Annotated in this window: 19 protein-coding genes, 1 tRNA gene and 1 riboswitch; of the genes, 13 read left to right on the top strand and 7 right to left on the bottom strand. The window is 71.4% G+C overall.

All coding sequences use genetic code 11. The features are described from left to right. Nucleotides 1-5: 5 nt before the first annotated feature. Nucleotides 6-908, bottom strand: coding sequence for an alpha/beta hydrolase (locus ACRYCC_RS40580; protein ID WP_433819417.1), 903 nt, complete (start codon nucleotides 906-908; stop codon nucleotides 6-8). Between the two features lie 161 nt (nucleotides 909-1,069). Further along, nucleotides 1,070-1,720, bottom strand: coding sequence for a TetR/AcrR family transcriptional regulator (locus ACRYCC_RS40585; RefSeq protein ID WP_433819418.1), 651 nt, complete (start codon nucleotides 1,718-1,720; stop codon nucleotides 1,070-1,072). Between the two features lie 127 nt (nucleotides 1,721-1,847). On the opposite strand from ACRYCC_RS40585, the gene ACRYCC_RS40590 reads away from it, so the two are divergent. Then, a complete protein-coding gene (locus ACRYCC_RS40590) occupies nucleotides 1,848-3,134 on the top strand; it encodes a cytochrome P450 (RefSeq protein WP_433819419.1) in 1,287 nt (428 codons plus the stop codon). Between the two features lie 258 nt (nucleotides 3,135-3,392). Then, nucleotides 3,393-4,433, top strand: coding sequence for an MCE family protein (locus ACRYCC_RS40595; RefSeq protein ID WP_433819420.1), 1,041 nt, complete (start codon nucleotides 3,393-3,395; stop codon nucleotides 4,431-4,433). 378 nt (nucleotides 4,434-4,811) lie between these two features. On the opposite strand, the gene ACRYCC_RS40600 is transcribed toward ACRYCC_RS40595, so the two are convergent. Beyond that, nucleotides 4,812-4,885: transfer RNA gene (locus ACRYCC_RS40600), tRNA-Arg, on the bottom strand. A gap of 391 nt (nucleotides 4,886-5,276) precedes the next feature. Between ACRYCC_RS40600 and ACRYCC_RS40605 the strand changes: the two genes are divergently transcribed. The 8 genes from ACRYCC_RS40605 (at nucleotide 5,277) to ACRYCC_RS40640 (ending at nucleotide 17,074) form a co-directional block, all read left to right on the top strand. Beyond that, nucleotides 5,277-6,491, top strand: coding sequence for a cytochrome P450 family protein (locus ACRYCC_RS40605; RefSeq protein WP_433819421.1), 1,215 nt, complete (start codon nucleotides 5,277-5,279; stop codon nucleotides 6,489-6,491). A gap of 71 nt (nucleotides 6,492-6,562) precedes the next feature. Then, nucleotides 6,563-7,369, top strand: coding sequence for a phosphotransferase enzyme family protein (locus ACRYCC_RS40610; protein WP_433819422.1), 807 nt, complete (start codon nucleotides 6,563-6,565; stop codon nucleotides 7,367-7,369). 45 nt (nucleotides 7,370-7,414) lie between these two features. Beyond that, nucleotides 7,415-8,440, top strand: a complete 1,026-nt coding sequence (locus ACRYCC_RS40615; RefSeq protein WP_433819607.1) for a cobalamin biosynthesis protein — start codon at nucleotides 7,415-7,417, stop codon at nucleotides 8,438-8,440. Then, complete coding sequence (locus ACRYCC_RS40620; protein ID WP_433819423.1) at nucleotides 8,437-9,933, top strand: cobyric acid synthase; 1,497 nt, start codon at nucleotides 8,437-8,439, stop codon at nucleotides 9,931-9,933. Before ACRYCC_RS40615 ends, ACRYCC_RS40620 begins: the two co-directional genes overlap by 4 nt. A 52-nt stretch (nucleotides 9,934-9,985) precedes the next feature. Next, the gene (locus ACRYCC_RS40625; RefSeq protein WP_433819424.1) at nucleotides 9,986-10,570 is read left to right on the top strand and encodes a DUF1444 domain-containing protein; all 585 of its coding nucleotides are present in this window, start codon (nucleotides 9,986-9,988) and stop codon (nucleotides 10,568-10,570) included. Further along, nucleotides 10,562-10,708, top strand: a riboswitch (cobalamin riboswitch). (Overlaps the previous gene by 9 nt.) 39 nt (nucleotides 10,709-10,747) lie before the next feature. After that, nucleotides 10,748-14,431, top strand: a complete 3,684-nt coding sequence (cobN, locus tag ACRYCC_RS40630) for a cobaltochelatase subunit CobN (RefSeq protein ID WP_433819425.1) — start codon at nucleotides 10,748-10,750, stop codon at nucleotides 14,429-14,431. Between the two features lie 156 nt (nucleotides 14,432-14,587). Further along, nucleotides 14,588-16,135 (top strand): outer membrane protein assembly factor BamB family protein, encoded by a 1,548-nt coding sequence (locus ACRYCC_RS40635; protein WP_433819426.1) that lies wholly within the window; start codon nucleotides 14,588-14,590, stop codon nucleotides 16,133-16,135. A gap of 9 nt (nucleotides 16,136-16,144) precedes the next feature. Further along, on the top strand, nucleotides 16,145-17,074 hold the full coding sequence (locus ACRYCC_RS40640) for an alpha/beta hydrolase (protein ID WP_433819427.1): 930 nt from the start codon (nucleotides 16,145-16,147) through the stop codon (nucleotides 17,072-17,074). Nucleotides 17,075-17,095: 21 nt separating this feature from the next. On the opposite strand, the gene ACRYCC_RS40645 is transcribed toward ACRYCC_RS40640, so the two are convergent. The 3 genes from ACRYCC_RS40645 to ACRYCC_RS40655 all read right to left on the bottom strand — a co-directional run bounded on the left by ACRYCC_RS40645 (nucleotide 17,096) and on the right by ACRYCC_RS40655 (nucleotide 20,066). Then, complete coding sequence (locus tag ACRYCC_RS40645) at nucleotides 17,096-18,754, bottom strand: serine/threonine-protein kinase (RefSeq protein WP_433819428.1); 1,659 nt, start codon at nucleotides 18,752-18,754, stop codon at nucleotides 17,096-17,098. Nucleotides 18,755-18,943: 189 nt separating this feature from the next. Beyond that, nucleotides 18,944-19,138: a DUF397 domain-containing protein gene (locus ACRYCC_RS40650; RefSeq protein WP_433819429.1), complete on the bottom strand. Its 195-nt coding sequence runs from the start codon at nucleotides 19,136-19,138 to the stop codon at nucleotides 18,944-18,946. 34 nt (nucleotides 19,139-19,172) lie between these two features. Continuing rightward, nucleotides 19,173-20,066: a helix-turn-helix domain-containing protein gene (locus ACRYCC_RS40655; RefSeq protein ID WP_433819430.1), complete on the bottom strand. Its 894-nt coding sequence runs from the start codon at nucleotides 20,064-20,066 to the stop codon at nucleotides 19,173-19,175. Nucleotides 20,067-20,391: 325 nt separating this feature from the next. Here ACRYCC_RS40655 and ACRYCC_RS40660 point away from each other — a divergent pair, with 325 nt between their 5' ends. The 3 genes from ACRYCC_RS40660 (at nucleotide 20,392) to ACRYCC_RS40670 (ending at nucleotide 24,516) form a co-directional block, all read left to right on the top strand. Next, a complete protein-coding gene (locus ACRYCC_RS40660) occupies nucleotides 20,392-20,670 on the top strand; it encodes a hypothetical protein (protein WP_433819431.1) in 279 nt (92 codons plus the stop codon). A 139-nt stretch (nucleotides 20,671-20,809) separates the two neighbouring features. Then, nucleotides 20,810-21,091, top strand: coding sequence for a DUF6504 family protein (locus ACRYCC_RS40665; protein ID WP_433819432.1), 282 nt, complete (start codon nucleotides 20,810-20,812; stop codon nucleotides 21,089-21,091). Then, nucleotides 21,082-24,516 (top strand): DNA polymerase III subunit alpha, encoded by a 3,435-nt coding sequence (locus tag ACRYCC_RS40670; protein ID WP_433819433.1) that lies wholly within the window; start codon nucleotides 21,082-21,084, stop codon nucleotides 24,514-24,516. Before ACRYCC_RS40665 ends, ACRYCC_RS40670 begins: the two co-directional genes overlap by 10 nt. Before the next feature lie 176 nt (nucleotides 24,517-24,692). On the opposite strand, the gene ACRYCC_RS40675 is transcribed toward ACRYCC_RS40670, so the two are convergent. After that, complete coding sequence (locus ACRYCC_RS40675; protein WP_433819434.1) at nucleotides 24,693-24,962, bottom strand: hypothetical protein; 270 nt, start codon at nucleotides 24,960-24,962, stop codon at nucleotides 24,693-24,695. Nucleotides 24,963-25,044 lie beyond the last annotated feature (82 nt).

Here is a 25,044-nt window from a genome sequence, read left to right on the forward strand (position 1 = left end):
CGGTATCAGAGCAGAGCGGCGGCGAGCGCCTTGATTCGAGCGGTTTGGAAGGTTTGTGAGACTCCTGCCTTGGGGCGGAGGTAGTCGAAGCCGTGGAAGGCTCCATCGGCGACGAAGAATTCGCACTGGACACCTGCTGCTTTGAGGCGGTGGGCGTAGGCGAGGTCCTCTTCGTGGAATAGGTCCAGGGCCCCTACGCCGATCCATGCCGGCGGGAGGCCTGAAAGGTCGTTGTGGCGTGCCGGCGCGGCGAGGTGGCTGATGTCCGGTGATCCGGGTGGGAGTCCGGTGTAGGACTGCCAGCCGAAGCGGTTGGCGTTGTTGTTCCACATGCGGTGGTCGGTCTCGTCGAGATCGGCCCGTGCGGCTGTCCGGTCGTCGAGCATGGGATAGGTCAGCAGCTGGAAGGCGGCCTGCACGCCCGCGCGGTCGCGTGCCAGCAGGGCCAGGGCGGCGGCGAGCCCGCCTCCGGCGCTGGCTCCGCCGACCGCGATGCGGGTGGCGTCGATCTCTGGTCGGTTCGCGAGCCAGCTCAACGCGGCATAGCAGTCGTGCAGAGGGTCGGGGAACGGATGTTCGGGAGCGAGCCGGTAGTCGACGGCCGCGACGACGATGCCCAGTTCCTGGGCGAAGCGGCGGCAGAGCGCGTCTTCCTGGGCCGCGGTGCCGAACACGTACCCACCGCCGTGGATCCACAGCAGCGCTGGCGATGGCCGCTTGACCTGCGCCGGGCAATGTATCCGCACTGAGATCGGCCCGGCCGCCTCGATCTCCACGTCTTTCGAGGAGCGATGGTCGGCCAGGTCCGTGAGTATCCGGACGAGCTTGAGTGTTCGCGGGCCCACGGTCGCGCGGGGAAGCCAGGGCGCCATCGCGCGTAGATCGGGATGGAAATCCTTCGTTGACATGGTGAATCCGATCTTCAGAAGGTCATATCGCCTGTCACGGGGGTCCGGTCATCCCGGCATCGCGCGATCACCACTTCCTAGAGTGGACGTAGTGGTTCGCCCGCCGCACTGACACGTCGCGGCGAAACGAGTTGCCGCTTGCTGAACCGGCCATGGCGCTGCTACGGGGTGGGTTCTTGGCAAGCACCGGTCGTGCCGGGGGTTGCGGGCTGGTTCGGGCTGAGGGCGCGGATGGCGGGGGCCAGCCATAGGTGCAGGAAGGCGCGTAGCTCGTCGGGCGAGCGGGGCGGGCCGGGGTCGATCATGAAGGACTGGATGGTGCGCAGGTAGATCTCCACGAGCTGGTCCTGCCCGTGCTGGTCGAGGCCCAGGGCGGGCCAATCCACGGGGATGCGCGCCAGCAGGGTGCGGGTGAGTTCGGACGGGGTGGCGGAGGTGAACTGCTGGGTGAGGTGAGCGTGCGCGCGCACCAGCAGCGCGGACAGGTACCGCTCCTGGTGCAGGCGCTCCACGGTGAACGCCAGGCACTCCACCAGCATGCCGGCGGGGTCGGTGTAACCGTGCACGCGCGCGACCATACGGTCGATGAAGGTGTCCGCCGCCGTCGTGGCCACGGCCTGGAAGAGGTTCTCCGCGCTAGGGAAGAGCCGGTAGACGGTCTGCCGCGTCACGTTCAGCTCTGCGGCGACGTCGGCGAGCCCGGTCTTGTCGGCTCCATACCGGTCGAGGCAGCGCATGGCCGCGGCGATGACCCGGTCCCGCGCCTCGGCGTCGTCGGCGGGTGGTTCGCCCTGCCATCCCCGGTTCCGCATGCTCTCCCCTTCTCCGTGCGGGTGTCCCGGTGTAGCGTACGCAATCATACATCTCATTCAATACATGTATGACTCGATCATCCGTCCTGTGTATGACTTGGGTGGTTGGCCATGGGAGGCGTGCGGTATGAGGGCGAACGAGGCGTGCGGAATGACGGCGGGCGAGGACGGGGTCGATTCCCTGTTCGGCCGGGACGTGGTCGAGGATCCCCACGATCACTACCGGTGGCTGCGCCAGAACGACCCGGTGCACGAGGTGGCCGGGACCGGCACCTTCGTGGTGACCCCGATGGACCTCATCCATCAGGTCGTGGGCGACCACGAGACATACTCGAGCATCTCCAGCAGGTTCCTGCACCTGGGCGACTGGCCAGAGCCCGCACTACGACTTGCCCTGTCCGGGCTGTCGGACGAGGACGCCAGAGTGTCGGTCGCGACGGCCGATCCACCGGACCACACGCGCCTGCGCAAGGTGATCGTCCGCAGGCTCTCGGCGAGCAACGTCCAGGCCATGGAAGGCGAGTTCCGGACGCTGTTCACCGACGCGCTGTCGGATGTCGGCGAGGAGGGCCACCTGGAGTGGATGAGCCGTGTCGCCGAGCCCCTCCCGATGGTCATGGTGGCCCGCATCCTCGGCCTCCCCGACGCTCTGGCTCCCGAACTGAAACGGCAGGGCTACGCGATGGTCGAACGGATCAGCGGGTTCGTGCCCGAAGAGCGCATCCAACTGTTGGAGGACGAAGGCGCCAATGCGCTCGCCCCGGTCCTGGATGCCTATGCGCGAGCCAAGGAAGGCGCGATCGACGACCAGAACGGTCTGATCGGCATCGTCAAACGGGCGGTCGACGACCAGGAGATCACCGACCTGGAGGCATTCGGCATCCTCAGCGTCATCATCGCGGCCGGCGGCGAGTCGACGACCGGCCTGATCGGCACCGCGGCCCGCATCCTGGCCGAGCAGCCCGACCTGCAAGACCGCCTGCGCCGCGAACCAGACCTGATCCCGGCGTTCGTCGAAGAAGCCCTCCGCTACGACCCCCCGTTCCGGGGCCACTACCGGGTCGCCACCCGCAACACCGAACTCGGCGGCACGAAGATCCCCGCAGGATCCCACCTGCTACTGGCCTGGCCGGCCGCCAACCGCGACGAGACCGCCTACGACCACCCGGACCAGATCCAGCTGGACCGGCACCAACCCCGCCGGCACGTCGGCTTCGGCTGGGGCATCCACCTGTGCGCCGGAGCACCACTGGCCCGCATGGAAGCCAAAGTGGCCATCGAGACGCTCCTCACCCGGGCACCGCGATTCCGCCTCGACCCCGACCAACTGCCCCTGCGCTATCACCCCAGCCTCGTCGTCAGACGGCTCACCGCCCTCCCCCTGATCCTGGGAAAGACGGCAGACGACCGCTGACCCGCCCTTGCAGGCCGGCCCGACGACCGGTCCACCGCCGCACCGAGACCGCGACGATCCTCGGCAACAGCAGCCGGGTGGTCGAGAACCGACAGCGTGCTCGCAGAACACCCTGAGCCGCTCAACACGGCGCTCAACGACTTCCACCCGCAACCGGACACCGGCCGCCCGGCATCTGCCCTCGCTGCACGTCGCGTATGCCTGGCACCGCCCCGCGTTCACCGCGCCCACCATCCCCGCTCCGACAGGACCGACCCCGTGACGACACCACCCCGCCCCGCCCTGGCAGCCGCCGCCGCAGCCGTCCTCGCCACCGCGCTGACCTCATGCTCGGCCCTCAAAACCCCGCTGTCAGCCCCGCCCAGCTACCACGTCACCGCCTACTTCGCCAAAGCCGTCTCCTTCTACCCCGGCTCCCGCGTCCAGGTCATGGGCATCAACGTCGGCAGGGTCGACTCCGTCACCCCCATCAACGGGCAGGTCCGCGTCGTCGCCTCCATCGACCAGAAAGTGCCACTACCCGCGACCGCCACCGCCGCGATCGTGCCACTCAGCCTCATCGGCGAACGCACCCTGACCTTCACCCCCGCCTGGCAACCCGGCCAACCCAAACTCACCGACGGCACCGTGCTCCCCCAGAACCGCACCCAGATCCCCGTCGAAGTCAACGACGCCCTCAAATCCTTCGGCAAACTCCTCGACAGCTTCGACCCCGCCAAAGCCGACCTCGCCCTCGGCAACACCGCCACCACCATCAACGGCAACGGCACCGCCTTCAACCAAGCCTTCCAACAGACCGGGCAACTCGTCACCAACCTCGCCGGCCAAGACCAGCAACTCCTACGGACCGCCCAGAACCTCAACCGGCTCGCCGCCGTCGTCCGCGGCCGCGAAAAAACACTGGCCTCCCTCGTCGACAACTTCGGCGCGGCCTCCAAAATGCTCGCCGATGAACGCACCGACATCAAGATCCTCATCGACGCCATCGCCGACCTCGCCGAACGCGGCAACGTCCTGATCAAGACCCACCAGGACACCCTGCCCGGCGACCTGCTACGCACCGCCCAGATCACCCTGATGATCAAAGGCAGCGCCGCCAGCGTCGGCCAATTCCTCCAATCACTCAAAGGCTTCGGGTTCGGCTTCGTCAACTCCTTCGACACCAAGACCAAAACCATCACCACCCGAGTCACCCTCGACAACTTCCTGCGGGCCTACCTCACCGCGATCCTCCGCGAACCCGAACCGAACAAGAACGTGCCCTGCCCGCTCCCACCCCCCTACTCCAACTGCCAGTAAGTGAGCATCTAGCCAACGACTGATCTTGTTTGTTGTATCTGGCCAGAGGACTGCTGGTACAGGCCGGCCTTCAAAATGATCTAGAAGGCGTTCAGCGGCGCCTTCCAGCATGTGGCCCATCTCTTGCCGCCCTTTCCGGCGGGGTCCGGAACCAGCGCCCGTCAGAGGCCGATTGCTAACAGCGAGGGCATGATCTGATCCGGGGGGATCAGGTCAGGGAACGATCGTCCGAACACGGTCCCACCAGGCGCGACGTTGACCATGATCATGCCCGGATCCGCCCGTCGAGCAGCCATGGAGCGACCACAGGTCACAAAACACCACAGAACACCCATGGCGCATACCCGACACAAATCGAGTATGCCCGCGTCAGAGGAGCGCGCCCGGCAGGATTCGAACCTGCGACCGTCGGATTAGAAGTCCGGTGCTCTATCCAGCTGAGCTACGGGCGCTCTGATGACCGCTCAGACCTGTGAAACGCGCCTCTCGCGGACGATCGGACGCCGCAGGCCGAGCTTTGTATCCGGCACCTGACCAGGTGCCGTCCCACAGTGTAGGGGTGGGCGCGCGGTCGCTCCACACTGATTTGCGGACCCGGTGAGGGAGCCCGCGGGCACGCCGGACCCCGCCGCCGAAGGGGCGGTGAAGGGGCCCGGAGACGCCGTCTGGCGCGGGCCCGTGCCGAGGGTCTCCGAGTAAGAGGCCGGTTCCCTTCGAGCCTAGTCGGGTATTCCGTTGACCTGGGCATCTATGCCGTACCGCCGTCCCGATCACCGGGCCGGCCACGAGCGGCCGGAGGACGCGGCGCCGATACGGCGATCGGAGCACTTGGGGGAGCTATTCATGAACGAGCCGACTGTTCTGCCGTACACCGATCCGGCCTTCGCCGCCGATCCGTTCCCGTTCTACCGGGAGCTGCGGGAGCAGGGGCCGGTCCGGCATGTCTGCCTGGCCAACGGGCTCGAGGCGTGGCTGATCACCCGGTACGACGACGTACTCGCGGCCTTCTCGGACCCGCGGCTGAGCAGTGACATCGGGGACGCCGAGGACCCGACGCTGCTGGAACAGCTGCCGTCCTCGGAACGGGGATCCCTGCGGCGCAGCATGCTCCGGGTCAATCCTCCCGACCACACCCGGTTACGCCGGCTGGTCTCCAAGGTCTTCACCGCCCGCCGGGTGGCGGAGCTGCGTCCCCGGATCCAGGAGGTCACCGATCAGCTGCTCGATGCCATCGCGCCGGCGGGCCGGGCCGATCTGATCGAGGAGTTCGCGCTGCCGCTGCCCGTCACCGTCATCAGCGAGCTGCTCGGGGTGCCGGCCGGTGACCGGCACGGCTTCCAGGAGTGGACCAACACCATGCTCGCCCAGCGGTCGGGCGCCCCGGACCAGGCGCGGATGGAGCAGGCCTGGGAGCAGATGCGGGCCTACCTGGAAGGGCTGCTCGCGACCAAGCGCGCCCGGCCGGGCGACGACCTGCTCAGCGCCCTGACCATGGCCCACGACGAGGAGCACCGCCTGGACGAGGACGAGCTGATCGCTATGGCCTTCCTGCTGCTCGTCGCCGGATACATCACCACGGTCAATCTGATCGGGAGCGGCATCGCGGCCCTGCTCGCCCACCCCGACCAGCTCAAGCTGCTGCGCGACGACCCGCGGCTGCTGCCCAGCGCGATCGAGGAGTTCCTCCGCTACGACGGGCCGGTGAGCCCCGGCATCGCCCGCTTCCCGACCGAGGACATCGAGATCGGCGGGGTGACGATCCCGCGCGGCGCGACGGTGCTCGTCGGCACCGCCGTCGCCGACCGGGACCCCGCACAGTTCCCCAGCCCGGACCGGCTCGACGTCGCCCGGGCCGACAACGCCCATCTCGCGTTCGGGCATGGCCTGCACTACTGCCTGGGAGCGCCGCTGGCCCGGCTGGAGGGTCAGATCGCGATCGGCACGGTGCTGAACAGGCTGCCCAACCTCGCCCTCGCCGTGCCGTTCGACGAGCTGCCGTGGCAAGTCGCCACCCTGCGCGGCCCCAAGCACCTGCCGGTCACGTTCACCCCGGCCTGAGCCGTCCCGCCCGGGCCGGTGCGTGGTGCGCGTGAGCCGGGCGGGGTCCACGGTCGCCTATCGTTTCCGGGGTGACCGCAGGTGTGAAGACCGAGCCCGAGATATCCCTGACCGGTGGTGATGTGACCGAGGGGGTCGTCCGCGTGGGCGACACCGTACGCCGCCCCCTGCGGTCGCACACCGCGGCCGTGCACGGCCTGCTGCATCACCTGGAACGATCCGGTTTCGACGGCGCGCCCCGCGTGCTCGGCATCGACGACCAGGGCCGGGAGGTCCTCAGCTGGCTGCCGGGGGAGACCGCGCGCCGGCCGCTGCCCGAGCACGCGGCGACCGACCAGACGCTGGCCGCGCTGGCGGGGCTGCTGCGCCGGTTGCACGACGCCACGAGCTCGTACGACCCGCCGCCGGAGGCGCGCTGGGACACCGCGACCGCCAACGTCGACGATCCCCCCGAGCTCATCGGCCACTGCGACGTGACCCCCGAGAACGTGGTGTTCCGCGACGGCGGGCCGGCCGGATTCATCGACTTCGATCTGGCGCGGCCCACCACCCGGCTGTTCGACGTGGTCACCACACTGCGGCACTGGGCGCCGATCGCCGACCCCGCCGACCGCGACTCGGTGCTCTACGACGCGGCCGTCGGCCCCCGGCTCGCGCTGTTCTGTGCGGCGTACGGCCTCGATCGGAGGCGGCGGCGGGCCCTGCTGCCCACCGCACGGCTGCGGTTCGAGCGGTCGTACGCGGCGATGCGCGACCGGGCCGTGCGTGAGGGCGGCGGCTGGGCCCGGATCTGGGAGCAGGGGGCCGGTCCGCGGATCCGCCGCGCTCAGGACTGGCTGGAGCGCAACTGGGACGACCTCGACGCCCACCTCGTCTGACGACACGACACGACCCCCCTTCGAACGGACGCTGTGAACCCCACGATGAAGACGGCCGCGCGGCGTACCCCGGACGCGGCGGGCCTGGTGCTCGGCGCGGCCCTGGACGCCGTCCTCGGTGATCCCCGGCGCGGGCATCCGGTGGCGGCCTTCGGCAGGGCCGCCGCCGCGCTGGAGCGGCGGGTCTACACCGACTCCAGGGGGAGCGGAGCGGTGTTCGCCGGCGTCTGCGTCGCCGGGGCCGCGGCGCTCGGGCTGGCCGCCGGCCGGGTGACCCGGGGGCGGCCGCTGGCCCGTACGGCGGTGACGGCCGCCGCCACCTGGGCGGTGCTGGGGGGCACCTCGCTCGGCCGGGAGGGCGCGGCCATGGCCCGGTCGCTGGAGGCCGGCGACCTGACGGCGGCCCGGGACCGGCTGCCGCACCTGTGCGCTCGCGATCCGGCGGGGCTGGGCGCAGGCGCGCTGGCCCGCGCGACCGTGGAGTCCCTCGCGGAGAACACCTCCGACGCCGCCGTCGCCCCGCTGGTCTGGGGCGCCGTCGCGGGGGTACCGGGACTGCTCGCCTACCGGGCCGTCAATACGCTCGACGCCATGGTCGGCTACCGCAACCCCCGCTATGCCCGGTTCGGCTGGGCCGCCGCCCGCCTCGACGACGTGGCCAACTGGGTCCCGGCCCGGCTGACCGGCCTGCTCACCGTCGCCTGCGCGCCGCTGACCGCCGGACCCGGTCGTACGCCCACCGCGAAGCGGTCCCGGACGGGAGGCCCCGCCCGGCTCGCGGCGGCGCGCGAGTCGTACCGGGTGCTGCGGCGGGACGGCGGGCGTCACCCCAGCCCCAACGCGGGCCGCTGCGAGGCCGCGTTCGCCGGCGCGCTCGGCGTGCGGATCGGTGGCGTGAACGTCTACGGCGGGCACGTCGAGGCCCGTCCGGAGCTCGGCGACGGGCGGCCTCCCGAGGTGCCCGACCTCCGCCGGGCCGTACGGCTCTCCCGGGCGGTCACCCTCGCCGCCGCGGTGCTCTCGGCCGTGATCGTGCGATCCGTACCGGTGCGTGCCGGGGGCCGGCGATGAGGGGGGCGCTGCTGGTCGCCGGGACCACCTCCGACGCGGGCAAGAGCGTCCTCACCGCGGGGCTGTGCCGGTGGCTGGCCAGGCAGGGGGTACGGGTCGCGCCGTTCAAGGCGCAGAACATGTCCCTGAACTCCATGGTCACCGCGGACGGCGCGGAGATCGGACGGGCCCAGGTCATGCAGGCGCAGGCCGCCCGGACGGAGCCCACCGCGATCATGAATCCGGTGCTGCTCAAGCCCGGCAGCGACCGCCGCAGCCAGGTCGTGGTGCTCGGCCGGCCGGTCGCCGAGGTCGACGCCATGGAGTACCGCGAGCACAAGGACCGGCTGCGCGAGGTGGCGCTGGCCTCCCTCGCCCGGTTGCGCGAGCAGTACGACGTGGTCATCTGCGAGGGCGCGGGCAGCCCGACCGAGATCAACCTCCGGAAGGGCGACATCGCCAACATGGGTCTGGCCCGTGCCGCGAACCTGCCCGTGATGGTGGTCGGCGACATCGACCGTGGCGGGGTGTTCGCCGCGCTGTACGGCACGCTCGCCCTGCTGGAACCCGAGGACCAGGCGCTCGTCAGCGGGTTCGTCATCAACAAGTTCCGGGGGGCGCCCGAGCTGCTGGCACCGGGCCTGGACCAGCTGGCGAAGCTGACCGGACGGCCGACGTACGGGGTGCTGCCCTGGCTCGAGGGGCTGTGGATGGACGTCGAGGACTCCCTCGGCCTGGACGCTCCGAGGCCCGGCACGCTCCCGCCGCACGGCCGGGACACCCTGCGCGTCGCGGTGGTCCGGCTGCCGCGCGTCTCCAACTTCACCGACCTGGACGCGCTGGGCTGCGAGCCGGGGGTGGCCGTCCGGTTCGTCACGTCACCGGGTGAGCTGGCCGACGCCGACCTGGTCATCCTGCCCGGCTCGCGGGCCACCGTCGCCGACCTCGGCTGGCTGCGAGCCCGGGGGCTGGCCGCCGAGATCGTGCGCCGGGCGCGTGACGGGCGGCCCGTGCTGGGGATCTGCGGCGGCTACCAGATGCTCGCCCGGGAGATCCTCGACGACGTCGAATCCTGCGCCGGGCTCGTCGACGGCCTGGGCCTCCTGCCGACCAGGGTCGAGTTCGCACCGGTCAAGACCCTGCGGCGGCCGGTGGGCAGCGCCTACGGGCACCAGGTGCGCGCGTATGAGATCCATCACGGGATCACCGCGGTCGAGGGCGGCGAACCGTTCCTGGACGGCTGCCGCGACGGCGCCGTCTGGGGCACGACCTGGCACGGCGCGCTGGAGAACGACGGATTCCGCCGCGCCTTCCTCGCCCAGGTGGCGCAGGTGGCGGGGCGGGACTTCACCCCGGCGCCGGGCACCGATTTCGCGGCGCTCCGCGAGGCCCGGCTGGACGCGCTCGGGGATCTGGTCGAACGCCACCTCGATACCGATGCGGTCTGTCGCCTCATCGAGCACGGTGCTCCCTCTGGTCTCAGCGTGCTACCCCCTGGAGGACCGCTAGTGTGATCGGCCTGAGCGCCCCTTGGATGATCGACTCGAAACGCCCGGAGGATCGCCGATGACCGAGCCACGGCATACGCTCATCGTGCCGGTGATGAAGGCGCGCGTCCCGGTGGACCTGCGGCTGGAGTTTCCGCCGCCGCCGGACGAGGAGCCGATCCGCGAGCCGTTCATCGCCGACCTCTACCTCACCTACGCCTTCGACCTGCCCGAGCAGGAGGCCGGCTCGGGCAGGCGGCAGAGCGAGTACGTCACCCGGCGCTACTGCGCGCAGACCGGGCTGCTCCCGGAGGCGCTGCGGCAGCAATCGACCGCGAACCTGCGCACCCGCCGCCCCGACCTGGGCTTCACCTGGTACCCGGACGCCAAGGCGGTGTCGGTCTCGCTGGGCGGTGACCTGGAGTCGGGGCTGCTGCTGGACGACGCGATGATGGAGAAGCTCGCCCAGGACGTCGACGGTGACGTCGTCGTGGCGGTGCCCGCCCGCAACGTCCTGGTCGCCACCGGCACCGGCCATCCGGACGGGCTGGTGAAACTGCGCTGGATCGTCGACCAGGTCTGGTCCGGCATCGAGGAGCGCACCCTGCTGCTCACCAGGGAGCTGCTGGTCCGCCGGCAGGCCCGCTGGGAGCTGTACGCCTGACGGCCTGCCGGTGCCGGGCCCATAGACTGACCCGGCGACGGCACAGGGAGGAACCCGGTGTGAATCCGGGGCTGTCCCGCAACTGTGAACAGGCGCTCCGCCTGAGAAGCCAGACACTTCCGGCCGTCGCCGACCCTTCACCCGACCGGGGCGCGGACCCCCGGAGGAGGACCTCCCATGCGCGTTCTGCTGCTGTCCACCGCCGACACGGAGCTGCTCGCCGCCCGTTCGGCGGACGCCGGTTACGTCACGGCCAACCCGGCCCGGGTGACCCGGCTCGACGAACTCCTCGACGGCGTCGACCTCGTCGTCGTCCGCCTGCTCGGCGGGCGGAGGACCTGGCCGGAGGGCATCGACGCGCTGCGGCGGACGACGCTGCCGCTGATCCTGCTGGGCGGGGAGGCCACCCCGGACGCCGAGCTCATGGCGCTGTCCACGGTGCCCGCCGGGGTGGTCGCCGAGGCCCTCGACTACCTGCGCGAGGGCGGCGTCGCCAACCTGCGGGAGCTCGCCCGGTTCCTGTCCGACACGGTGCTGCTCACCGGAGAGGGCTTCGAGCCGCCCATCGCCATGCCGTCCTACGGCGTGCACGGATCCGCCGCGCACGGGCAGCACGAGCCGGCCGGGGCCGGTCCGGTCGTCGGGGTGGTCTTCTACCGGGCGCACGAGCTGTCCGGCAACACCGCCTTCGTCGACACGCTGTGCGAGGCCATCGAGGCTCGCGGCGCGACCGCGCTGCCGGTCTTCTGCGGGTCGCTGCGCGGTGCCGACGAGGGGCTGACCGAGCTGTTCCGGCGGGCGGACGCGCTGATCGTGACGGTGCTGGCGGCCGGCGGCGCGGTGGCCGCCACCGCGAGCGCCGGGGGCGACGAGGACTCCTGGGACGCCGGCGTGCTGGCGACGCTGGACGTGCCGATCATCCAGGGGCTCTGCCTGACCTCCTCCCGCGCGGCCTGGGAGGAGTCCGACGCCGCGCTCGCCCCGATGGACGCGGCCATGCAGGTCGCCATCCCCGAGTTCGACGGCCGGCTCATCTCGGTGCCGTTCTCCTTCAAGGAGGAGGGCCCCGACGGCGTCCCCGTCTACGCGGCCGACCCCGAACGCGCCGCCCGGGTCGCCGGGATCGCCGTCCGGCACGCGATGCTCGCCCACACGCCCAACCAGGCCAAGCACGTCGGCATCATGCTGTCGTCGTACCCGACCAAGCACGCCCGGGTCGGCAACGCCGTCGGACTCGACACGCCCACCTCGGCCGTACGGCTGCTGCGCGCGATGGCCGAGCAGGGGTACGACCTCGGGGACGACCGGTCGCTCTGGGAGGACCACGAGGACGGCGACGCGCTCATCCACGCACTGATCGCCGCGGGCGGCCACGACCTCGAATGGCTCACCGAGGAGCAGCTGAGGCTGTCCCCGGCCCGGGTCGCGCCGGGCACCTACCAGCGCTGGTTCGACGCGCTGCCCGAGCCGCTGCGCGAGCGGATGCGCTCGCACTGGGGCGAGCCGCCCGGCGAGCTGTACGTCGACCGCGGCAGCATCGTGCTGGCGGCGCTGCGGTTCGGCAAGGTCGTGCTGATGATCCAGCCACCGCGGGGATTCGGCGAGAACCCGGTCGCCATCTACCACGACCCCGACCTGCCGCCGTCGCACCACTACTACGCCGCCTACCGCTGGCTGGAGGAGGAGTTCGCCGCCGACGCCGTCATCCACCTCGGCAAGCACGGCACGCTGGAGTGGCTGCCCGGCAAGGGCCTGGGACTCTCGTCGTCGTGCGCGCCCGACGCGGTGCTCGGCGACCTGCCGCTGATCTATCCGTTCATCGTCAACGACCCCGGCGAGGGCACCCAGGCCAAGCGCCGCGCGCACGCCACGGTCGTCGACCACCTGGTGCCGCCGATGGCCCGCGCCGACACCTATGGCGACCTGGCCAAGCTGGAACAGCTGCTGGACGAGTACGCCACCGTGCAGGCCCTCGACCCCGCCAAGCTCCCCGCGGTGCGGGCCCAGATCTGGACGCTGATCCAGGCCGCCCAGCTCCACCACGACCTGCACATCTCCGACCAGCCCGGCGACGACGACTTCGACGAGTTCGTGCTGCACGTCGACGGCTACCTGTGCGAGATCAAGGACGTCCAGATCCGCGACGGCCTGCACATCCTCGGCGCCGCGCCCACCGGCGAGGCACAGACCAACCTGGTGCTCGCCGTGCTGCGCTCCGCCCAGGTCTGGGGCGGGGTCGCCGGCGCCCTGCCCGGCCTGCGCGCCGCGCTCGCGCAGGCGTACGGCCTGAACGAGAAGGAACTCCTCACCACCCCCGGCGTGATCATGCAATCAATCGACGAACGATTGCGTGATCACGCCGGGGGTGGGGCGGCGCGGACCGCGTCGGACGTGGTGGACCTGCTGGAGGCGGTCGCCCGCCGGCTGGTCGAGGGCATGGAGGCGCTCGGCTGGGACGCCGCCAAGGCCCCCGCCGTCTGCGCCGGGGTACTCGGCGCGGCCGTGCCCGCGGTCGTCCGGGTCCTGGAGTTCGGTGCCACCGAGCTGGTGCCGCGGCTGGACGCGACGAGCGGCGAGATCGACGCGGTGCTGCACGCGCTCGACGGCGGCCACGTGCCCGCGGGGCCGTCCGGCTCGCCCACCCGTGGCCTGGTCAACGTGCTGCCGACCGGGCGGAACTTCTACTCCGTCGACCCCAAGGCGATCCCCTCCCGCAACGCCTGGGACGTCGGGGTCGCGCTGGCCGACTCGCTCATCGCCCGGCACCTCGCCGACACGGGGGAGTACCCGCGCTCGGTGGGCCTCACGGTCTGGGGGACCTCGGCGATGCGCACCCAGGGCGACGACCTCGCCGAGGTGCTCGCGCTGATCGGCGTACGGCCCGTGTGGGACGACGCCTCACGGCGGGTGACGGGCTTCGAGGTGATCCCCGCCGCCGAGCTCGGCAGGCCCCGCATCGACGTCACGGTGCGCATCTCCGGGTTCTTCCGGGACGCGTTCCCGCATGTCATCACGCTGATCGACGATGCCATAGCGGCCGTCGCGGCCCTGGACGAACCCGGTAACCACGTCCGCGCGCACGCCGTCGAGGACCACGCGGCGCACGGCGACTGGCGGCGCGCCACCACCAGGATCTTCGGCTCGAAACCGGGCGCGTACGGCGCCGGGCTGCTGCCGCTCATCGACTCGCGCAACTGGCGGGACGACGCGGACCTGGCCGAGGTGTACGCGGTCTGGGGCGGCTACGCCTACGGCCGCGGGCTGGCCGGCAAGGAGGCCCGGCCGGACATGGAGGCGTCCTTCCGGCGCATCTCCGTCGCCGCGAAGAACCAGGACAACCGCGAGCACGACATCGTCGACTCCGACGACTACTTCCAGTACCACGGCGGCATGGTCGCGATGGTGCGCTCGCTGACCGGCGCCAGCCCGGCCGCCTACGTCGGGGACTCGGCGGTGCCGGACTCGGTGAAGACCCGGACGCTGGCCGAGGAGACGCACCGGGTGTTCCGGGCCCGGGTGGTCAACCCGCGCTGGATCTCCGCGATGCGCCGGCACGGCTACAAGGGCGCCTTCGAGCTGGCCGCCACGGTGGACTACCTGTTCGGGTACGACGCGACCGCCGGTGTGGTCGACGACTGGATGTACGAGAAGCTCGCCGAGGAGTACGTCTTCGACGCCGAGACCCGCGAGTTCATGGAGAGGTCGAACCCATGGGCGCTGCGCGGCATCACCGAGCGGCTCCTCGAGGCCGCAGACCGCTCGCTGTGGGCCGAGCCGGACCCGGAGGTCCTGGACCGGCTCCGCCGGACCTACCTGCAGCTCGAGGGGGACCTGGAGGCCGGTGGGCAACCGGGTTCGTAAGAAGGTCCGCCGAACTCTTCGCCGAGGTCCAGCGTCACATCCGTGACATCGAATCGTGCCCCAGGAAATCGGTGAAGTGTCCGGCATGTGCACCGGCCACCTGCTGTGATACTCCGAGCCGCGCCGCGCGGGCGCAGAAAGACCGAGGTGCCCGTCATGGCGTTCAACAGTGTGCTCCCCCCGCAGGCCCGGGCGGCCGGCCGGCCGACGCTCACGGTGCGGGGGGTGGCGGTCGGCCTGCTCGTGGCGGTCGGGCTCGGCATCGCGCTGACCCTCCAGGTGCGCAGCTGGACGGCGGTCGCGGTCGAGGCCGGCGGCTCCTGCGGCAGCTCCAAGGGCATCAGCCACGGGCCCTGCCCGCGCGGGACCACGCCCATGCTGTTGCTGTCGTTCTTCGCGCTGTTCCCGCTGTTCCCGCTGGCGGCAGTCATGATCGTCCGTTCGCTGAAGGCACGCGAGGTCGCCCGCCGGGTGTTCGGCGTGTTCCTGCTCGGCGCGCTCGTGGCCGGCGTCTACCCCGGACTGGCGATCTTCGAATGGGCGCACGGGAAGACGCTGGGCGCGGTCTGGCAGGCGCCGTACGAACGCAGCGGCAGCGAGGACGCCGACGGCAGCTGGATCTCGGGTCAGACCGTCGTGCGGGCCCGCTTCGACGGGCTCATCGCCTATGACGTCGCGACCGGCCATCAGCGCTGGACCTTTCCGATCCCGGACCGGCAGGTGCTGTGCGGGATGAGCGCCCACCTGTCGGGGGACATCGGCCTGGTCGCCTACGCGACGGAGAACAAGCCCTGCGACCGGGTGGCCGCCATCGAGCTCGGTAGCGGGCGCGCGCTGTGGGAGCAGGCGCTCACCAGCACCAGCCTGTCCAGCAGCACCTCCGCCGGTTTCGTCGACGTCGCCGGCCAGACCGCGGTGCTGAAGACCTCGGAGGCCATCACCGGGCTCGACCTGCGCACCGGCGTCAAGCGCTGGTCGCACGCGCCCGGGCAGGTCGAGGAGAGCAGCTGCCGGTTCGACTGGGTCGGCGGCGGGGGCGACCAGGTGCTGACCAAGGTCGACTGCACCCGGTCCGCGCCGAAGGTCCGGGCGCTGGACGCCGCCACCGGCCGGCAGCGCTGGGAGAGCCCGGTGCCCACGCGCACCGAATCCATCAACCTCTCCCTGCTGTCGGCCTCTCCGGCGGTGGTGCAGGTGAGCGAGGGCGGCAAGCGCGGGGTCGACAGCGTGATGGCCTTCGACGAGGCCGGCCGGATCCGGGCCACCATCCCCATGCTGTCCGCCGACGGTGAGACGCTCGACTCCAGCACGTACGGCTTCGACGCCGCCCCGGTGCGGCGGCTGATCGTCGGAGACGGCGCGCTCGTCGCCGCCACCCGGTCGCAGCGCGGCAAGTACGCGCTGGTCGGCTACAGCCTGACCGACGGGCACCGGCTCTGGCGCAAGAGCCTCGGCCGGAACTCCATCGAGACGGTCCAGGTGGCGGGGGGCAAGGCGTACGTGGTCACCGGCTCCAGCGCGCGCCCCGAAATGCGTACCCTGAACGTGCCGGACGGCCGGCAGCAGGGCGGCGCCCAGGTCCTCGGACTGGACCGGGTGGACTCCGACACCGCGCTCTACGTGCACGGGGACCACTACGTCTTCGTCGGTGAGAAGGGTTACTCGCCCTGGTACCACCCGGTCGTGGTGACCAAGCGCAAGTAGTCTCCTGGCATGGAAGACATTCTGGGCGAGGGTTACGAGGCGACCGTGCTTCCCCTGGGGGAGGACCCCGAGGGCGAGGTCGTCGCCACGCTGGTGCGGCGGAGCACCGCGGAGCCGTCCCGGCGCGCGGTGCTCTACGTCCACGGCTTCGTGGACTACTTCTTCCAGCGGCATCTGGCCGACTTCTACGTCGAGCAGGGCTTCGACTTCTACGCCCTGGACCTGCGGAAGTACGGCCGGTCGCTGCTGCCGCACCAGACCCCCAACTTCATCGGCAGCCTCACCGACTACTTCCCCGAGCTCGACGAGGCCGTCCGGATCATCCGCGAGGACCATGACGTACTGCTGCTCAACGGGCACTCCACCGGCGGGCTGATCGCCGCGCTGTGGGCCGACCGGGTCCGCGGCCAGGGGCTCGTCCAGGGCGTCTTCCTCAACAGCCCGTTCTTCGATCTCAACGAGTCGGCGTTCCTGCGGGTGGCGGGAGTGGCGCTGGCCCGCTCACTGGCGCGGCCCCGGCCGCTGGCCAAGCTGCCGGCGGCGCTGTCGGAGCACTACGTGCGCAGCATCCACCGCGACCACGACGGGGAGTGGGAGTTCGACCTGAACTGGAAGCCGCTGGCGGGCTTCCCGATCCGGGCGGCCTGGCTGGCCGCGATCCGCAGGGGGCAGCGCAGACTGCACGCCGGGCTGGCGATCGACGTCCCGGTGCTGGTCATGGCCTCCGCCACGACGGTGAAGCCCAAGGCGGGCGTGGACGTCACCGGCGCCGACATCGTGCTGGACGTCGCGCACATCGCCCGCTGGTCCAGCGGCCTCGGCCCGCACGTGACCATCGTGCGGATCGACGGCGGCATGCACGACCTGGTGCTGTCCGCCAAACCGGCACGGGACCTGGTGTTCACCGAGCTCGCCCGCTGGATCCGCGCCCACCTGTGAGCCGGGGCCACCCCCGCCGGATCAGCCGTTGATCTGGGCTATCTCGAAGTTGTCGAAGTCCGCCGTCACGCCGTTCCCGCCGCCGTTCTGCTGGGCGACCAGCGTGCCGGCCAGGCCGTCGGCGGAGAGGGCGGCCGTCCCGTCGACGTGGTCCGCGGCGAGCCGCTCGTTGATCCACAGCCGTAGCCGGACCTTCTTGCCCTGCTGCTCGCAGGCGATCTGGAGCCGGTTCTGCTTCCCGGGCCGGAAGCCCGGCGCGGTGGTGCCGGCGAGGAGCTGCTGGGCGGTCGTCACGCCGTAGACCTTGCGGATGAGCACGCCCTTGCCGTCGACCCGTACCAGGAACAGGTATCCGCCCGATTCCCTGTCGTCCTTGGAGTCGCGGCAGAACAGCCCGACCTGCCCGTAGTCGGGACCGGAACGCACCATGATGTCGGCTGAGATCAGGGCGCGCTGCGGCATGACGCCCTTGTACGGGGCGCGGGCGAGACGGAGCGTGTCGGAGCCGCCGACCTTCACGGCGTACGCGCCGTATCGGTAACCGCTGGTGGAGAAGGGGTACTCGGTGTAGGCGCCGCCCTCCCAGCCCGATCCGCTGCCGGCGAAGTCGTCGCTGAAGACCGGGGTGGCGCTCGTGGGCGGCCCGTCGTCGCCGCCCAGCGCGAGCGCGAGGACGGTGGCGAGCAGCGCGGCACCGGCCACGGCCGCCACCCCGGTGAGGATCCAGCGGGTGCGCGGGGAGGGGACACGCCGGGGCGCCACCCTGGTGGGGGGCTGCGGCGGGCCGTCGGCGCGGGTGACGCCCCGCCAGTCGCTCCTGAGCGAGGCGGTCACCGCCTCGGTGTCGGCGTGTTCCTGGCCGACCAGGCCGTCCAGCAACTGCTGTGCGGTGGGACGCTGCCGTGGGTCCTTGGCCAGCGCGCGTTCGACCATGGCCCGCACGGTCCGGTCCAGCCCGTCGAGTACGGGCTGGCCCTGGGTGACCTGGTAGAGGATCGCCGGCACGGTGGCCGCCTGGAACGGTGCCCGGCCGGTGCCGGCATAGGCGACGACGGCGCCCCAGGCGAAGACGTCCGCGGCGGGAGTGGCGGTCTGGCCAGCGATCACCTCGGGGGCCATGTACGCGGGGGTACCGATGAACTGGCCGGTGCGGGTGGCCTGGGTGACCGTGTCGAGGGCGCGGGCGATGCCGAAGTCGATGACCCGCGGGCCGATCGGCGACAGCAGCACGTTGGCGGGCTTGAGATCGCGGTGCACGATGCCGGCACCGTGGATGGCGGTCAGCGCGGTCGCGACCCCGACCGCCAGATGTTCCAGGCTCGAACCCTGCATCGGCCCGCTGGTGCTGATCCGCTCGTCGAGGTTGAGGCCCTCGACGTACTCGGTGACGACGTAGAGCGGGTCGTCGTCCAGATTGGCGTCGACCACCGGAGCCGTACAGAAGCGGCGGACCCTGCGGGCGGCGTCCACCTCGCGGCGGAACCGGTCGCGGAAGGACGGGTCGTCGGCCAGGTCGGCGTTGATGACCTTGACCGCGGCGGGTGCGCCACTGGCCGTCTCGGCGAGGTAGACCGTGCCCATGCCGCCCCGGCCCAGCCTTCCGATCACCCGGTAGGGCCCCAGTTCTCGCGGATCGCCGGGTCGTAGCGATTCGGCGCCTGGCCGGGAATGCATGGTCATATCGCCTCTTGTCGCCTCTTGCCCGTTGATAACGGCTTGCGAGGAAACAGACTAGCGAGGTCCGCCCCTGGTTCCCGTGCCGTCCAGGCGTCTTCGGCGGACAGACCGGGCCCGTGCGACAGGCTCCTCGGCCCGACGGGTGACGCCCTGCCCGGGCGCGGGAAAAGGCGGGCAGGGCGTCCGCGTGGCTCAGCCCTCCTTGACCGTGCTGAGGAACGCCGACCATGCGTGGTCGGAGAACATCAGCGAGGGGCCGTCGGGGTGCTTCGAATCGCGGACCGCGATGACGCGCTCCAGGGGTGCGACCTCGACGCAGGCCTCGTTCGCCGCGCTGCGCGCGCTCTTCCGCCAGCGCGCGTGGGTGAGATCAAGGTGGCTACTCATCCTCTTGCCTCCTTTCCGGTGTGCGTGCCGATCCTCATCCCGCCGGGGTGGGTGCCCAGGCGGTCGAGGACTTGTGACCATCCGCCGCCTCGGCGATGAGCTCGGCCGACTCGTCGGGCGGCAGAGCCTCCGCCCGCAGGTGGTCGAAGCAGGCCGTGTGACGGTGGACGTCCTTCTCCCGCTCGAGAAACGAGTTCCACACCGTGCCGGGGACGTACACGACGTCCAGATCGGTGGGGTCGGGGAACGTGATGATGGTGAACGGCCCGTCCAGGCCCGCGTGCCCGCCACGGGCGAACGGCAGCACCTGGAGGGTGACGTTGGGCAGCTCGGCCGCCTCCAGCAGCCGCACGAGCTGGGCCCGCATGACCTCGGGCCCGCCGATCGGGCGGCGGAGCAGCGCCTCGTCCAGGATCACCCACAGCTCCAGCGGGGACTCCCGGGTGAGCAGCTCCTGCCGGCGCATCCGCAGCCGTACCAGCCGCTCGATCTCCTCGCGGTCGTTGGTGTGCAGCGCCGCCGTGACGGCGGCGCGGGCGTACTCCTCGGTCTGCAGCAGCCCGGTGACGAGGGTGTTGTGGAAGCTGCGCAGCGAGGCCGCGGACTCCTCGAACCCGACGTAGGTGTCGAGGCCGGCCGGGAGCACCCCCTCGTAGGTGCTCCACCAGCCCTTCTGCTGTGCCTCCCGGGCGATGGCGGTCAGCAGCTCGCACTCCGCCTTGTCGGTCACTCCGAACAGCTTGAGCATGTCGCGCACGTCGCGGCCGCGGGCCACCGAGCGGCCGGTCTCGATCCGGCTGACGCGCGACATCGAGCACTCCAGTGCTCTGGCGACGTCCTCTATCCGCATGCCGGCGCTCTCGCGGCGCTTGCGCAGCTCCATGCCCAGCCGCCGACGGCGGACGGTCGGGCTCTGACTGGCGGACATTCAGCACCTCCAGGGGCGGGTACCGTACGTAAGTGTGGCGTGACTGCGTGTCTTTCGGGAGGTAATCGTGAAAATCGTGCGATGGATTCGTGATGGATGAGGCTTGTTTCCTACCGATCTGATGGCGTATGTCGCGAAAATTGAATTGATCGACTTCGTTGAAGTACTTGTAGTGATCGCCTTCTGGGGTCATCCTGACGGAGGACGTTACCGATTGTCGCCAAGCGTGTGCTGATCGTCACCGGCCGGTCGGGAGTCCGTGTTCTCCTGTGGTAGGCATGCACGTGTGGCTGAGCGATGACGGCGAACAGGAGTGACTGAAGCGATGGCGCCGGTTGTCGGGTCCCAAGAAGAGCTGGTCGAGGCGCGCAGGCACCATCTGGCCGCACTGGCCTACGAGCTCGAGGTGCGCGGCCTCGGCTGCCGGATCCTCGGCGCGGGCGAATCCGTGCTGCGGGTGGCCAGCCCGGCCACCGGCCGCAACGTCATGATCCTTGCGACGGCGTCCGCCGCGGGCTGGTCCTTTCTCTGGTCGGGCGGCGGCATGGCCGACGCCGCCGCGCCCGCCGTCGCCGCTGATCAGATCGCCCGGCTGCTCGGTTAGCCCGGCTTGACGCGGAACCTCCCGCGAACGTATGTTCGAAATACTTGCCGCTGCCGTCGGACGGCAGCGCGCTGGTCGACATCGTGTAAGTTCCGCCTGCCTTCCCCCTGGCGGTGACAGGGACAAGGGGTAAGGCGTAATGAGTCGCGTATTCGGCGACCCGGTCGACGTGTTCACCACCGACGACGGGCGCCCCATCAGATTCGTATGGCGCGACCGGCTCTACACGGTGCGGCGGGTCCTGGAGCACTGGGTCACCACCAGGGACTGGTGGCGGGAGCAGCACCCCGAGGCCGCCGAGGAGCCCAGCGAGCGTGAGTTCTGGCGGGTGGAGGCCTCGCCCGACAAGGAGGTCGGGGTCTACGAGCTGCGTTTCGACGCGGCCACCGCCTCATGGATGCTGTCGAGGGTGTGGGATTGAGCTGGGTGCATCTGCGGGTGGCCTCGGCGTACTCGATGCGCTACGGCCTCGCGCAGCCACGGGAACTGGCGGAGCGGGCCGCCGAGCTCGGCATGGACCTGCTGGCGCTGACCGACCGCGACGGGCTCTACGGCGCGGTCAAGCACGTCCTCGCCTGCCGGCGCGCGGGCATCGGCGCCATCGTCGGCACCGACCTCGCGGTGGCGGGCGAGCGTGAGCTCGCGTACGGCGACGGAGGCAAGGTCACCGTCGGCAGGCAGGACCGGGTGGCCCTGCTGGCCACCGGGCGGCCGGGCTGGGAGTCACTCTGCCGGCTGGTCAGCGCCACCCATCTGTCCGGTGCCCGGGGCCGGCCCGTCACCAGCCGGGAGCTGATCGCGGGGCACGCCACCGGCCTGGTCGTGCTGCTCGGGCCCGGCTCGGACGTGGGACGGGCCGTCGCCGCCAGGCGCCCCGACGTGGCCGCCCGGCGGCTCGCGCGATGGCGCGAGTCGGCCGAGGTGGTGATGGAGGTCGTCGACCACCACGATCGCGGTGACGACCACCGCGCGGTCCGCATGATGGCGCTGGCCGAGGAGGCCGGTGTGCCGGTGATCCTGTCCAACGCGGTGCGCTACCTCCGCCCGGAGGACCGGACGGCCGCCCAGGTGCTCGACGTCTCCCGCAAGCTGGTCCCGCTGCACCGCCGGCACCTGGAGGACCGGACCGGGCACGCCTACCTCAAGTCCGGCGCGGAGATGAGCCGGGTGGCCGGGCTGCTCTGCGGCCCCGACCAGGACGCCGCCCGGGAGCTGCTCACCACCACCCGGCGGCTCGCCGAGCGATGCGTCCTGGACCCCCGCGAAGATCTCGGCCTGGGGGTCCCCCAGCTGCCGGAGGTCGACGGCGACGCGCCGGCCGAGCTGCGGGCACGGTGCGAGGCCGGCCTCGTCCGGCGCGGTCTGGACGGGTCCGCACGGCCGCGCCTGGAGCAGGAGCTGGAGGTGATCGCGCGCAAGGGCCTGTCGGCGTACTTCATCGTGGTCGCCGACATCGCCGCGCTGATCCGTGCCCATGGCATCCGGTGCGCCATCCGCGGCTCCGGCGCCGGCAGCCTGGTCAACCACCTCATCGGCATCAGCGACGTGAACCCCCTCGAACACGGCCTGCTGATGGAGCGGTTCCTCGCCGACAGCCGGACCGGCCTGCCCGACATCGACCTCGACGTGGAGTCGGCGCGGCGGCTGGAGGCCTACCGGCTGATCATCGAACGGTACGGTGAGGAGCGGGTGGCCTGCGTCTCGATGATGGAGACCTACCGGGCCCGCAGCGCCATCCGGGACGTCGGCGCCGCGGTGGGGCTGCCGCCGCACGAGATCGACGCCATCGCCAAGACGTTCCCGCACGTCCGGGCCGGTCAGATCGGCGCCGCCCTGCGGGACCTGCCGGAACTCCGGCAGAGCGGGCTGGCCCAGCGGCGGCTGGCCGTGCTGTTCCGGATCGCCCAGCGGCTCGACGGACTGCCCCGCCATGTCGCCATGCACCCCTGCGGGGTGCTCGTCTCCAACGCCACCCTGCTGGACCGCACGCCGGTGGAGCGGAGCCTCGTGGGCTTCCCCATGAGCCAGTACGACAAGGACGACGTCGAGGAGATGGGCCTGCTCAAGCTCGACGTGCTCGGGGTGCGGATGCAGTCGGCGATGGCGCACTCGGTGTCGGAGATCAGCCGGGCCACCGGGACCCAGGTGGACCTCGAGGCGATCCCGCGGGACGACGAGCCGACCTACGAGATGATCCGGACGTCCCGGACGCTCGGCTGTTTCCAGATCGAGTCACCCGGCCAGCGGGAGCTGATCGCCAAGCTGAAGCCCCGCGATCTGGGCGACCTGGTCGTCGACATCTCGCTGTTCCGGCCGGGCCCGGTCAACTCAGACATGATCACGCCGTTCCTGGAGAGCCGCCAGGGTCTCCGGCCGCCGTCGTACCCGCATCCGGACCTGACCGAGGCGCTGCGCGAGAGCCTCGGCGTGGTGGTCTTCCACGAGCAGGTGCTGCGGATCATCCACACGATGACCGGCTGCGGGCTCTCGGAGGCCGAACGGCTCCGCCGCCTGCTCGCCGACGAGGCCGGCAAGGCCGAGGTCGAGGCGTTCTTCCGGGCGGCGGCGGGGGCGCGCGGCTACGACCCGGCCACCCTCGACCGGGTCTGGACGACCTTGACCGCGTTCGGGGCCTTCGGGTTCTGCAAGGCGCACGCCGCGTCGTTCGCGCTGCCCACCTACCAGTCGGCGTGGCTCAAACGGCACCATCCCGCGGCCTTCTACGCCGGCGTGCTCACCCACGAACCCGGCCTCTACCCGCAGCGGGCCATCCTCGACGACGCCCGGCACTTCGGCGTCCCCATCCTGCCCCTGGACGTCAACCGCTCCGCCGCCCACTGGCGGATCGAGCCCGCCCTCTCGGTGGTGCCGCAGCCGGTCGAGCGATCGCGTGATCACGGTGGGGGGTACGGGATCCGGGTGGCGCTCCGCCAGGTCCGGGGAATCAGCGACGCCGAGATCGAGCGGATCGTGGCCGGGCGCCCGTACGACTCGCTGGGCGACTTCTGGCGGCGGGCGAAGGTCTCCCGGCCGGTCGCGGAACGCCTGGTCATGGTCGGAGCCTTCGATTCCCTGTACGCGTCCCGGTCCGGCCTGCGGCGGCGGGACCTGCTCTGCCAGGTCGGCGCGCTGGACCGGGCCGGCCGCCGGCGGCCCAAGGGGGTCGGGCAGGACCAGCTGCCGATGCCGGGCCTGCTGGAGGAGATCCCGGGCGGGGACCTTCCCGCCATGACGGACGCCGAGGTGGTGGAGGCGGAGCTGGAGATCCTCGGCATGGACGTGAGCCGGCACGTGCTGAGCTTCTACGACGACTTCCTGGCCGAGCTCGGGGTCGTACGCTCCACCGGCCTGGCCGGGCGGCGTGGCGGCAGCGAGGTGCTGGTCGCCGGGGTGAAGGTCGCCACCCAGACCCCGGCGGTGCGTTCCGGGCAGCGGATCATCTTCGCCACGGTGGACGACGCGACCGGCCCGGTCGACGCCACGTTCTTCGAGTCGGTACAGGACCGCTGCGCGGCCACCGTCTTCGGCTCGTGGCTCCTGGTGATCCAGGGCCGGCTGCGGCGCACCGGCGAACGGGCCGTCTCGGTCAACGCCACCGCCTGCTGGGATCTCGGCCGACTGCACGAGGTGTGGCGGCGCGGCGGGATGGCGGCCGTCCGGGAGATCATGGCGGCGGCGGGGCCGGGACCGGGGCCGCGGGGTCTGGGCACGTCCCGGATCGTCTACGCCAACGGGTTCGCGATGTCGCCCTACGCGGACCTGGCCCCGGCGGGTACCCCGCCCAAGCGCCCGCCGAGTGGATCGTGGCACGCCAGCCCCGGCAGCTCGGGCCCCTCGGATCGGTGACCTCACTGCAGGGCCCCGACAAAGTGGATGTCCGTCTGTTCCCGGAGCGGGAGGCCGGTGCTGTCTTCCCGTTGCTTTGCCCTGACCACCCCGACGCGGCCCCTGTGGGCGTCCGTCCGTCCGCCGCGACCGTGCCGCGGCCGTGAACTCACGGCGGTGCGCCACCCGCTCCCGGCTCACCATCGGCCGCCCGCCGGGAAGATCTCATCCAGATCGGGCCGCGGCCGGCCGCCGCGCTCGGCGAGGTCGCGTTGCTCCGCCAGCGCCGCCCGCAACTGCGCGGCCGTGTCGGCGATGACGGTCGGGTCCACGCCCGCGGACTCGTCGTGGCGGGTCGCCGCCCACGAGGACGGCCGGCCGTCCCGGCGCCGGGGGCGCCAGACCCGCCAGCCGCGGAACTCCGCGGTGATCTGCTCGATGGTCTCCTCGTCCGGGGACGCGTGCACCTGGCCACTCTCCTCATGTGATTGATTCGTCGCGTTGAGTGAACACCTGCGCGCTTCCGTCCGGGAGGTGACAATGAGGGGC

Source organism: Actinomadura scrupuli (genome assembly GCF_050971785.1).
Classification (GTDB): Bacteria; Actinomycetota; Actinomycetes; order Streptosporangiales; family Streptosporangiaceae; genus Actinomadura_E; species Actinomadura_E scrupuli.